This is a genomic window from Niastella koreensis GR20-10 (assembly GCF_000246855.1).
Classification (GTDB): domain Bacteria; phylum Bacteroidota; class Bacteroidia; order Chitinophagales; family Chitinophagaceae; genus Niastella; species Niastella koreensis.
On the sequence record NC_016609.1, the window covers coordinates 1,261,708 to 1,273,929 of the forward strand.

Annotated in this window: 9 protein-coding genes; 4 read left to right on the top strand and 5 right to left on the bottom strand. The window is 46.8% G+C overall.

Translation table 11 applies throughout. The annotated features are described in order from the left end of the window. Positions 1-108 precede the first annotated feature (108 nt). Positions 109-1,788, bottom strand: a complete 1,680-nt coding sequence (locus tag NIAKO_RS05075) for a M1 family metallopeptidase (protein ID WP_014217322.1) — start codon at positions 1,786-1,788, stop codon at positions 109-111. 15 nt (positions 1,789-1,803) lie between these two features. Here NIAKO_RS05075 and NIAKO_RS05080 point away from each other — a divergent pair, with 15 nt between their 5' ends. Continuing rightward, positions 1,804-3,432, top strand: coding sequence for an ABC transporter substrate-binding protein (locus NIAKO_RS05080; protein ID WP_014217323.1), 1,629 nt, complete (start codon positions 1,804-1,806; stop codon positions 3,430-3,432). Positions 3,433-3,598: 166 nt separating this feature from the next. Here NIAKO_RS05080 and msrA read toward each other — a convergent pair whose 3' ends face one another. Further along, positions 3,599-4,255 (bottom strand): peptide-methionine (S)-S-oxide reductase MsrA, encoded by a 657-nt coding sequence (msrA, locus tag NIAKO_RS05085; protein WP_014217324.1) that lies wholly within the window; start codon positions 4,253-4,255, stop codon positions 3,599-3,601. Positions 4,256-4,565: 310 nt separating this feature from the next. Continuing rightward, a complete protein-coding gene (locus tag NIAKO_RS05090) occupies positions 4,566-5,435 on the bottom strand; it encodes a hypothetical protein (protein WP_014217325.1) in 870 nt (289 codons plus the stop codon). 234 nt (positions 5,436-5,669) lie between these two features. Here NIAKO_RS05090 and NIAKO_RS05095 point away from each other — a divergent pair, with 234 nt between their 5' ends. Both NIAKO_RS05095 and NIAKO_RS05100 read left to right on the top strand, forming a co-directional pair. Next, positions 5,670-6,044 (top strand): hypothetical protein, encoded by a 375-nt coding sequence (locus tag NIAKO_RS05095; protein WP_014217326.1) that lies wholly within the window; start codon positions 5,670-5,672, stop codon positions 6,042-6,044. Positions 6,045-6,129: 85 nt separating this feature from the next. Next, on the top strand, positions 6,130-8,244 hold the full coding sequence (locus NIAKO_RS05100; RefSeq protein ID WP_014217327.1) for an endonuclease MutS2: 2,115 nt from the start codon (positions 6,130-6,132) through the stop codon (positions 8,242-8,244). 178 nt (positions 8,245-8,422) lie between these two features. On the opposite strand, the gene NIAKO_RS05105 is transcribed toward NIAKO_RS05100, so the two are convergent. Next, complete coding sequence (locus tag NIAKO_RS05105) at positions 8,423-8,860, bottom strand: CBS domain-containing protein (RefSeq protein WP_014217328.1); 438 nt, start codon at positions 8,858-8,860, stop codon at positions 8,423-8,425. A gap of 172 nt (positions 8,861-9,032) precedes the next feature. Here NIAKO_RS05105 and NIAKO_RS05110 point away from each other — a divergent pair, with 172 nt between their 5' ends. Continuing rightward, positions 9,033-9,431, top strand: coding sequence for a hypothetical protein (locus tag NIAKO_RS05110; RefSeq protein WP_014217329.1), 399 nt, complete (start codon positions 9,033-9,035; stop codon positions 9,429-9,431). Between the two features lie 75 nt (positions 9,432-9,506). On the opposite strand, the gene ppsA is transcribed toward NIAKO_RS05110, so the two are convergent. Continuing rightward, the gene (gene ppsA, locus NIAKO_RS05115) at positions 9,507-12,098 is read right to left on the bottom strand and encodes a phosphoenolpyruvate synthase (RefSeq protein WP_014217330.1); all 2,592 of its coding nucleotides are present in this window, start codon (positions 12,096-12,098) and stop codon (positions 9,507-9,509) included. Positions 12,099-12,222: the final 124 nt, after the last annotated feature.

The window sequence follows — 12,222 nt, forward strand, 5'->3', positions numbered from 1 at the left end:
TGTTCTAGCTGCTCTTTATGCTTAATGCCGAAGGCCCAGGGCTGAAGGCGAAAGCCGCCAGTTCGCGGGCAGGCGTTAAGCCTTAAGCGTTCGGCGTTCAGCGTTCCATTACCAGTTAACCTTCTTTGTGTTGATGTAAAAGTTCTTGTCAACAGTAAAGTTGCCGGTATTGGCGCCTGAAATAATGGTCCAGTCTTCGTTGGCGCGGATCCATTTTTCGTCCTTGCCGATTGTTACTTTAACCGGCATGCCAAATCCCTTTACGCAATCGGTGAACCTGAATTTAAGGTCCTTGCCCTTGATGGCATATTCCAGCACGGGGATCTGGGTGGTGCGAAGATATTGATCAAACACCTTTGAAAAATCAATCTTCGCCTCACGGCTGATGTAGGCTTCCACCTCCTTTGAGGTGACTGTCTTGTGGTAATAGGTTTTATTGAGACCGCGTAAGATGTTGCGGAAAGCCGAGTCGTTGTTGATGATCTGCCGGATGGTGTGCAGCATGTTGCCCGATTTGGGATACATGTCACCACTGCCTTCCTGGTTTACGCCATAGGGCCCAATAATGGGAATGTCGTTCCGGATGCCTGCACGGGTACCAATTAAATACTCATTACCTGCTTCTACCCCGTATTCGCAGGTGGTGAACAGGGTTTCGGAATAATTGGTAAAACCTTCATGCACCCACATGTCGGCAATGTCGTTGCTGGTAATGCTGTTGGCAAACCATTCGTGGCCGCTTTCGTGTACAATAATGAAGTCCCATTTAAGACCCCAGCCGGTGCCGGATAGGTCGCGGCCCAGGTACCCGTTCTCAAACTTGTTGCCATAGGCAACCGCGCTCTGGTGTTCCATACCCAGGTGCGGCGCTTCCACCAGTTTGTAGCCATCTTCATAAAAAGGGTAGGGGCCAAACCAGTATTCAAAACATTTGAGCATTTTATCTGCCTGGGTAAATTGTTTTTTGGCTTTGTCCAGGTCGTAATCCAGCACCCAATAGTCACAATCGAGGTTGCCTTTTTCCCCGGCAAAGTTCTCGTGCCAGGTTACATATTTACCAATGTAGGGTATAATGTTGTAGTTGTTGATAGGGTTCTTAACTGCCCAGGTATAGGTGGTAGTGCCGTTGTTATGGGGTGTTTTTGACTGCAGGCGACCATTGCCCACAGCTACCAGCGTATCAGGTACCGTAATACTTAAACTGGCACCGTTATCGGGTTCGTCGCTCTGGTGGTCTTTACAGGGATACCAAACGCTGGCGCCCAGGCCCTGGCAGGCCACGCTCATCCAGGGACGGCCCATTTTGTCTTTGGTCCAAATCCAGCCGCCATCCCATGGTGGGCGAACGGCCTCGCGGGGTTTGCCATGGTAATTCACTTCCAGGATCGGTTTTGAGTTAGCCGCTAAGTTGGGCATGGTCACAAACCAGGCATTGCCTTCCCTGACAAATGTGAGGTTGAGTCTTTCTGTGCTCACGAGATCTTTAAATAAAAAAATACTATCAATGATCATAGGCTCCTGCAGATCGAGCTGTAATTTGTTCTCCGGCTTTAAAACCTGGATGGTGATGCGGTTTTGTGCCTGGATGGTTTTGCTGCCATAATCGGGTGTAACCTGTATATCGTACCGTAACACGTTCCACCAGGCCCTTTCGGGGGTAATGGTGCCACGCAGGGTATCCTGGTGGGTAAATTGCAGTTTTTTGCCCAGCGGTTGTGCGGCGCAGGAAGTGCTTATTATGAGAAATGATAAATTCAGAATGAGGAATGAAAAAGTACCTATTTTCATAGTTGATGATAGTATATGAAAGCTAAAGTTATATTTTTTGCTGTCTTTTTGGGTGTGATTTTATTTAATTCCTGCAGCAGCCGTACAAGCGGTAATAAACACGTGTTCCATTACAATGAAACCACAGGTATTGGCACCCTTGACCCGGCTTTTGCTAAAAACCAGGCCATCATCTGGGCGGTACACCAGTTGTACAATACCCTGGTGGAGACCGACGATGCCCTGCAGATCGTTCCTTCGCTGGCTTACCGCTGGGATGTATCGGCTGACCGCAAGGTTTATACCTTTCATTTACGCCCCGGCGTTTTCTTTCACGATAACGATGCTTTTCCAAAAGGTAAAGGGCGGTCCTTAACGGCTGCTGATGTGGCTTACAGCTTTAGCCGCCTTATAGATCCTTCTACCGCCAGCAGCGGCGCCTGGATCTTCAACGACCGCGTGGAGGATAAAGACAGTTTTAAGGCGCTGGACGATTCTACCTTTCAGCTTTCCTTAAAAAGCCCTTTTGCACCCATCCTGGGTTTATTAAGTATGCAATATTGCTCTGTAGTGCCCAAAGAAGTGGTGGATAAATACGGGGCTGATTTTCGCAGCCATCCCTGTGGTACCGGTCCGTTCAAATTCAAAGCCTGGGAAGAAGGGCAGGCCATGATCCTGACGAAGAATGAGAATTATTTTGAACATGACAGTACCGGTGCGCGATTGCCATATCTCGATGGCGTAAAGATTACGCTTTTAGACAGCAAGGCTACGGAGTTCCTGTTGTTTCAACAGGGCGAACTGGATTTTATCAATGATCTCGATGCTTCGTTCAAAGATGAGGTACTTACCAAAAAAGGAGACCTGCGTAAAGACTGGCAGGGCAGGATCGTTCTCTCCAAACATTCTTATTTAAATACCGAGTACCTGGGCATTTTGATGGATAAAGACAATCCACTGGTGACCAACTCGCCCCTGCGGATGAAAGCAGTACGGCAGGCCATCAATTATGGGTTCGACCGGCGTAAGATGGTCATGTACCTGTATAATTCCAAGGGAATGCCGGCAGAAAGCGGGTTTATCCCGGCTGGTTTGCCTTCTTTTGACAGCAGCGTGGTAAAAGGCTATTCATACAACCCGGTGAAAGCGCGGGAACTGTTAAAGTCGGCTGGTTTTCCCGACGGGGAAGGCCTGCCGGTAATAAAGCTGCTGACCATTCCTATTTACAGTGATATTGCGGGATTTATTGCGCGGCAGTTAGAGGAGGTAGGTATTAAAATTCAGATAGAAGTAATTCCCAAGAGTTTGTTGCTGGAACAAACGGCCAAATCGGAAGCCCTGTTTTTCAGGGGCAGCTGGATAGCAGATTTTCCCGAAGGAGAAAATTACCTGAGCGTATTTTATGGCGGCAATCCTGCACCGCCCAACTATACCCGTTATAACAACCCTAAGTTTGATGCGCTGTACGATCAGGCAATGGTAACGGAAAACGATAGTGTGCGTTATAAACTCTATCAGCAAATGGATCAAATGGTGATGGATGACGCGCCGGTGGTTCCGTTATTTTATGATGAAGTGGTTCGGCTGATTCATCCTTATGTACATGGGTTTCCTACGAATGGGTTGAATCAGCTGGAATTGAGGAGGACGCGTATTGAGAAGTGAGTTGATAGAGTTGATAGAGGAAATACAGGAAATGAGTTAACAGGTTGACAAGGAATACCAAAAAGCGCGGCTCGTCATTAGTGGCGAGCCGCGCGAGTAAAAGGCCTTTATCAACCCTGTCAACTATGTCAACTCTATCAACGTGTTAACCTGTCAACTCTGTAAACTAATGCTTCAACTTACTCTTAAACACCTTCTGAAACTTCTCCACCTTCGGCCGAATAACTATGTTACAATAAGGCTCACTGCCATTTTGTTCGTAGTAATCCTGGTGGTAGTTTTCAGCGGCGTAAAACTGCGTGTAAGGAGAGATCTCCGTTACAATGGGATCGTTGAAGGCGCCGCTTTTATCCAGTTGCGCTTTGTATTTTTCAGCTTTTTCTTTTTGCTCGTTGTTGTGATAGAAGATCACGCTGCGGTATTGGGTGCCTACGTCGGCGCCCTGTTTGTTGAGGGTAGTAGGGTCGTGGGTTTGCCAGAAAACCTCCAGCAGTTCATCATACGTGATCTTTTTTGGATCGTACACCACCTGTATACACTCTGCATGACCGGTATTGCCGGTACAAACCTCTTTATAGGTAGGGTTGGCAACGTGACCGCCGCTGTATCCCGACGTTGATTTAATTACCCCATCCAATTGCTGAAAGATAGCTTCCGTACACCAAAAGCAACCGGTACCAAATGTGGCGGTATCGGTGGCCGTGTTCACCGTATTTGTATTTGTTGTCATATCCTTGCTAATACTCTTTTTTGCGTTTTGTTTTTGTGCGCAGGAAAACAATGTGACTATTGTTACCAGCACACCTGTCAGAAAGACCTTCATTCCGTGTTGTTTTAACAGATGTATCATTGTATTGATTTTACTCCACTATATACGCGGCCCGTACAGTGGCAGATGTTAAGGAATTACAAAAGTAAAGATCGATGATAATACTGGTTAGACGACAGGCTGCATAAAAAAACTGCACCCATAAGCTGGATGCAGTGTAACTATACTTGGGATATTCAAACAATTCAATTCGATAATGTGATAATGTGATAATTCGATAATGAATTCTTATTCGGAACTCCCGGATATGGGAGGCTGTATTCCATTATCACATTAGCTAATTATCACATTATCACATTGGTTTTTATCTTCTTCTACGTCTTACGGTAGTGCTGGTTTTTGTATATCTTCTGCCACGCGGACCCTGAACGATAGTGGTTTTGCGGGTAACACGATAATTGTTGATGGCGGTTTGGTGGCGGGTTGTTACGGTTACCGAAGTAACGCGCATAGGCCGGTAAATTGGCTGCGCCACTACTACCCGGCGGGTGGTAACCACTGCATAATGGGCGCGGTAGTGGTAACGGAAGGGGCGGTAAACTGCCCATGCCATTGGCCTCCAGGGACGGTACCAAACGGGGTGTACCCGCCAGGTATAAGGCGATACCCACACCACATAAGAGGGGGCATATACAAACCGTACACAAGGCCAGGCCCAAACGTTCACTATAATGCCATTGGCTGAGAAGAGTTTGGCGTTTTCGAGATTAGGCCCGCCGGCCAGGGAGGAAGTTCCTTCATTAAAACCACTGCCATCTTCATTGGGTTCCACAATCTTTTCTTCGCCATACATGTCCTCATCACCTACTATATCGATCACAGCATTGTCACTACCGGTTTTTTGTAATTCTATCACGGCAATATCCTGGCTTTCGGTTTCAGAGATAATGTCCTGGAGAACAAACACCTCAACATCGTTCTCGCGTTTGCTTACCACCTTTACATAATCGGTGTTGCCGTCTTCGTTGAGGTCGAGGTTATTTACCTTGGAATTTTCTGAATTCAATAGTTTTTCAAACTCTTCGGGGGAACCGGACTGTTTAAACAGGTCGAGGGCGCCCTGTAAACTGAAGTTATCGCCAGGTAACTGGGGGCTATCTGATCCCTCATTGGTTTGTGCTTTCAAAGTGCCGGTTACTAAAAGGATAAGCAGGGCAGGTAAAAGTTGCTTCATTTCTTGCAATTGATTTGTAGTTCAGACCCGTTATTGATTAGAAGGTTTAAACAGGGGAACCGGGTAAAATATTGTATATTATTTTAAATAAATGTGTTGCGGGAAGTTGTATGATCGACCTGACTGTAGTAATATTATGTCCCGCTATATGAAGCAATTATGAAAAAGATCGAGCATATTCTGTTTTGGCTGGTAGTTATTTTGGTGTTTTTTAGTATTTCAAAATATGGGGCTATGACAACTGACATTGATGTCAGTGATACTTATTTCATCATAAAAAATTCGCAGATAGCCATCACTTTTGTATTGTGGCTGCTGATAGTGGTTTTTCTTTTCAGAATGATCCGTCGCCGGCACCAGGCGGTAAATAAGAAATTTGTCGTTGCCTACACTGTGATCACGGCATTATTGTTAGGCCTTTTCCTGGGTTTAGGATTGGTAAAAGGTGATTCTGCTGCCGGTACTTACAATACCGAAGACCTGGATGCATTGATGTTCAGGAATCAATTAAAAGTGTGGTGCATGGAAGGTTGTTTACTGGTGCAGGTTATTTTTCTGATATATTTCTTTATACAAATGGTGAAAAAGCCCGTCCCCAGCGGAGTATAGGCCATCCGGGGCCAGATAATAGGGTATACATTACCCACATCCAAAAAACTATAGTACCTTTGCCGGTTCGAGAAGAGTTAATTATATGAAGTTTTTTCCTGAATCGGCGTTATCACAACTGGAGTTTGATAAAGTTAAGGCTCTGCTGGAAGAGCATTGTAAAACGGAGTATGCCAAAAGCAAATCGCAGGAGCTGCGCATACATACCCGCAAAGAATTTATTGAGCTGGAGTTACAACAAAGCCACGAATACAAATTATTGATAGAGCACAGCATGTATTTCCCTAATGAATACGTGCTGAACCTGGCCAAAGAATTACGATTACTGGGCATTAGCGGCGCCATGCTTACCGGTGAACAGTTTATCCAGATCCGCAAACTGGCCGAAAGCATTTCAAACATTTTCCGCTGGTTCGATGCTGATCGGCGGCTGGCCTATCCCGCACTCGTAAAAGTGATTGGTGACACCTACTATGAAAAGGTGATCATGGAACTGATCGATGATGTGTTGCTGGAGAATGGCGAAGTGAAAGACAATGCTTCGGAAGACCTGGCGCGCATTCGCGGCAGCCTGTACCGCAAACGTACCGAGCTGCGCCGCCTGTTCGACAAGATCGTTCAAAAATTAAGTAAGGCCGGTTATACGGCAGATATCGATGAGGCCTTCCTGAATGGCCGCCGCGTGGTAGCCATTGTGGCAGAACAAAAGCGGCAGGTAAAAGGGATCCTGCATGGCGAAAGCGATACCCGCCGTACCTCCTACATCGAGCCCGAAGAAACCATTGAGCTGAACAACGAGATCTATTCGCTGGAGAATGAAGAACGGCGCGAGGTATACCGCATTCTGCAACAGCTTACGGCCAAACTGGCTATGTACGCGCCTTTGCTGAAAACCTGGCACCAGGTGTTGGGTGAATACGATTTTATTAATGCCAAGGCAAAGCTGGCATTGGATATGAATGGCAACTTCCCCATGTTGCAGGATAAAGCGCATGTGCAGTTGATCCAGGCTTATCACCCCTTGTTATACCTGTATCACCAGAAATCGAAGAAAACAACCATCCCGGTTGACGTGATGCTCGATGAAAAAAGGCGCATCCTGGTGATCTCAGGACCTAACGCCGGTGGTAAAACCGTTACCATGAAAACGGTAGGATTGTCACAATTAATGATCCAAAGCGGTTTGCTGGTACCGGCACATCCCAATTCGGTGTTTGGTATTTTCAAACAGCTCATGATCCATATCGGCGATACGCAAAGCATCGAGTTTGAACTGAGTACCTATAGCTCGCACCTGTTACACATGAAGCATTTTATTGAAAATGCCAATGGTAAAACCCTGTTCTTTATCGATGAACTGGGTAGCGGTAGCGATCCCAACCTGGGTGGTGCTTTTGCCGAGGTGATTATGGAAGAACTGGGTCATAAACATGCCATGGGTATTGTTACCACCCACTACCTGAACCTGAAGGTAATGGCCAATAAAACACCTGGCATTATCAACGGCGCCATGGCGTTTGATGAAAAAACGCTGATGCCGTTGTATAAACTCACGGTGGGTAAACCCGGAAGCTCGTATACGTTCTCGATTGCAGAACGCATTGGCCTCGATAAACGCCTGATTGACCGGGCGCGCGCCCTGGTTGATGAAGACCATTTCCGTCTTGATAAACTGCTGAACCGCGCCGAGCAGGACCAGCGGGAGATCGAGAAGAAGGAAAAGGAATTGACGAAGCTGATCAAGGAAAATGAAAAGCTGCAAAAGGAAATGAAGGAGGTGATCAACAAAGAGCGCCACCTGCAGCAGGTAGAACTGTTGAAACAACAGAACCGCATTACCGAAGACCGGATCGCTTACCTGAAAGATATGGAACGCAAGCTGCGGCAACTGGTATTTGACTGGAAAAAAGCCGAAGCGCAGGATGATAAAAAAGACCTGATAAAACAAATGCACGCGTTGTTGTTCCGTCAACACCAAAAGCAGGTAACAGAGAAAGTAAAGAAAAAGCTCAATTCAAAATACGATGAGGTAGGTGGCGAAGTACAGGTTGGCGATAAAGTTCTGATGAAAAAGAACCACCAGGTAGGAGAGGTTAAAGAGTTACGCGGTAAGAAAGCAGTAGTTCAATTGGGGTTGATGCCGATTACTGTTTCGGTGGATGATTTGGTGGTAGTAACTGAAAAGGAAAACGAAGAATAAGTTATTTAGTTCTTAGTTGCAGGGTAAAAGCCTAAAGGTAAAAGCAAAAAGCAAATACAGCTATTTGCCGCGCTGAAGTGTATTGCTTTAGGCTTTCACCTTATAGCTTTCGGCTTACTCAAAATAATACAAAAAGCCCAACGATATCGTTGGGCCTTTTAATTACGTACAGCTGCACTTATAAACTGGAATGCAGGTAGTCTTTTAACTGGGTGATGGTTTCCTGTTGTGACAGGATGGTTTCTTTTACCACATCATTGATGGAAATGATCCCGGTTACCTCGTTTTCGTCGAAAACGGGCAGGTAACGGATGTTTCTGTCGGACATTAACTGCATGCAATAGTCAACAGAATCGTGTGCAGTAACACGCGGCAGATCGTTAGACATTATCTCCGATACTTTTGTGTCGGTAGAAGACTTTCCCTTGAGAACTACCTTGCGCGAATAATCACGTTCTGTAACAATGCCCAGGTAGTGGCCATCTTCCAAAACCATCACGGAACCGATATTCTGATCGGCCATGATATGGAGCGCTTCCAGCACTGTAGTTGCTGGGGTAACTGTTGTGATATTGCTTCCTTTACGAAGCAGAACGTCGGCCACTTTTTTATTCATACGGCATTGTTTTGGTGAGCAATCATTTAAAGTAAATTACTAAAAAAGCGATAGAAAACCTAGGCCAGACGGGCATTTTATGCAAAAACCGTGAATTTCCGGGGATAGCGCCCCATTTGATCGTTGCTAAAAAATGTGTATTATAGCGGAAATTTAATCGTACCCTTTAATCATGAAATCCTTAATATCCAGGGCATTGATTCCATGCCTGTTATTGCTGCAAGCCTGCAGCCATTCTAAAAACCTGCAAAGCGAATATTCCAAAGTTCCATTGGACCATTTACTGGATTCTATTGGCAGCTACCAGAACAAAAAAGTAGAGATCTGGGGCTATTACGTTTGTGGTTTTGAGCATACTGTTGTTCAGCCTGAGGTGCAAACGGTTCGCGATAATAAATCATACGACTGGACGGGCCGCATCTGGGTGGAGGCAAAGCGCTCTAAATCAACAGACCTTTGTGACAGTTTGAGCAACCGGAACGTGTTGATCCGGGGCACCATCGATTCTTCCCGGCACGGGCACGAGGGCGGCTACCCGGCCACCATCCGCCACGCTGTAATAGTGCAATAAACGACCTGTCAGGTCCACTTTGACATCTTGGTTGAGCAGTTGGGCGATGTGCACCTGACAGGTCAACTCCGGGTTCTATAGGATCTCTATATACCCCTCCGTTCCATTTACCCTGATCCGTTGCCCGTCTTTAATCAGCCGGGTGGCATTTTCAACCCCCACTACGGCAGGTAGGCCATATTCCCGGGCAATTACGGCCCCATGGGTCATCAGTCCGCCCACTTCAGTTACCAGTCCTGTTATAGAAACGAACAGCGGCGTCCAGCTGGGGTCGGTAAAAACGGTGACCAGAATATCGCCTGCAGATAAATCGGCGGCTGACAGGTCGGTAATAACGCGGGCGCGGCCTTCTATGATGCCTGAAGAAACAGGCAGGCCAACAATGGCATTGGTTGGAACATTGCCGCGTTTGTACCGGCCCGTCAGCATCTCCCCGTCGGAGGTTAGTACCCGTGGCGGTGTTAGTTTTTCAAATGATCTGAAATCATTCTTTCGTTGGTTAATGAGGGTGTAATCGATCTGATGGGTGCGAACCACTTCCCGGAATTCTTCAAACGTGAGAAAGTATACATCTTCCTGTTCCTGGATCACGTTGGCCTGTACCAGTTGTTGGGCTTCTTTCAATAAAGCCTGTTTGTACACGAAGTTGCGGCTAACCATGCGGTATTTGGGATATTCGCGATAGCCCGCAAAGTTCCTGATAAGGCTGATCATCTCTTTTGTTTCGGCTGCTTTTTGTTCGCCATCCGCTAATGCCGTCAGTCGTTCCAGCAACTCCTTTTCTTTCTTTACAGCTTCCTGCAGGCCCTGGTCAAATTTCCGTTTGGCGGCGCCCGGTTCGTTTGTTCTTAGGGTGACAAGGATCAGCGGCACCAGCGTGAGTGGCTTTTCGCTCCAGCGTGTTCTGGTGATATCAATTTCACCGGCACAGCGCATGCCATATTTGTTAAGCCAGGCATGGATGGCGTCCCTGGTTTCTTGTCCGCCTTTGTATTGAACCAGTTCATCCAGGAAGTTACCGGCTTTTGTGTGTTGTAAGTAGTTTATTACTTCGGGGTAGGGCCGCATCACGTCCGCTACATTCAATAAGGCCAGCCCCATTTCGGACGTAACATTATTGGGTACTGACTGAGAAATAGTATCTGCTACATTTATTTCCCCTAACCACGCTGACATTTTTTCATTGAGCCACATGGCTGCATCCATGGCTCCCAGGATGCCGTTCAGGTTTTGGGTATCTACCAGGCTTTTCTTTGATTGCTGAATGTCTTCGAGGATAAAATCAAAAAGCGCTGTTCCGGTTTTTGTTTGAATGGTTTGTTTTAATATTTCCAGGGCGGCTTCACTGTTACGGATCAGCTCAGCAACAATAGCGGGATCGTTTTTCACCTGGGTACGAAAGCCCACGGTTGTAATGGCTTTTTCGCTCTTGCCGGGCTGACCTTCAGGTAACAGTTTTATAAAATCACCATGCTCTAAAATGGTCATGAGTGCGTCTTTTAAAAGCGGGTCCTGCCCAAAGGTATTCAGGATCGTTTCCCTGGTAGCGGACGAGGCCAGCAGGGTGGTAACATCAACAAACAATCTGCCGCCTGCAATAGCCATGGGCCGGGGTGTGGTGATGTTCCAGAAAGCCAGGCCCAGCGGTTTCATGGCATCGGTCATCATTTGGTTATGGCCTACAGATACGTACACATGGTTCTCCGTGTCATTGGCTGCCGGGATGGGAAACAGGGTAGTGGTTGGCCGGCTCTGTACAATATAGAAAATGTCGTTTGCCAGGCACCATTCAATGTCCTGTGGGGAACCGAAATGAGCTTCAATCTTCCGGCCCGTTTGCTCTAGTTTTATGATTTGTTCGTCAGTTAATGTTTGCCTGTTCTGCTGTGCAGGTTCAATAGCCTGTTCTTTGGTGCCACCAGTTGGTAAGCTGTAAATCACCAGCTTTTTGCTGGAGATCTTTTTATCTATAATCTGGCCGTTACGTACTTTATAGTTGTCTGCATTTACCAGCCCGGCCACGAGCGCTTCGCCAAGGCCAAAGCTGGCGTCTATGGATACCATTTTTCTGTTACCGGTTACAGGATCAGCGGTAAACAGTATACCAGCCGCTTGCGGGAACACCATTTTTTGTACCACCACAGCCAGGTGTACCTGCCGGTGACCGAACCCGTTTTGAATGCGGTAGGTGACCGCGCGTTCGGTAAACAGCGACGCCCAGCATTTACTGATGTGTTGCAGAATGGCCTGCTTGCCAATGATGTTTAAATACGTATCCTGCTGACCGGCAAAGGAAGCGGTTGGCAGGTCTTCGGCGGTGGCGCTGGAGCGGACTGCGTATGACTCCTGTTCATTTAAATATGCTGCAATTGCTGATTCGATCTCTTTGGGAATGGGTATGTTTTCAATAGACAGCCTGATGGTTGCACTCACCTTGCTGATGCGCGACCTGTCTTCAGCATGTAAAGTTGATAGTTCATCGATCAGGCTATTCAGTGCGGTGTTGTTCTCCGTTACTTCTTTATACGCATCGGTCGTAACGCAAAACCCATCGGGTACCTGGATGCCTGCTATTGAGGAGAGCTCACCGAGGTTGGCGCCTTTACCACCTGTGGTCATCAATATGGTGTGGTCGATCTGCTGAAAAGATAGTACGTATGTGCGCATCGTTTTGCTGAGTTGAGTGATACAATTATGACGAAGGTGCGCAAATACCGGTCCTTATCACAAGGTTAATGACTATCTTTTTTATCGAAAACAATGGCGTGATTTTGTTGTTATCCTTACAACG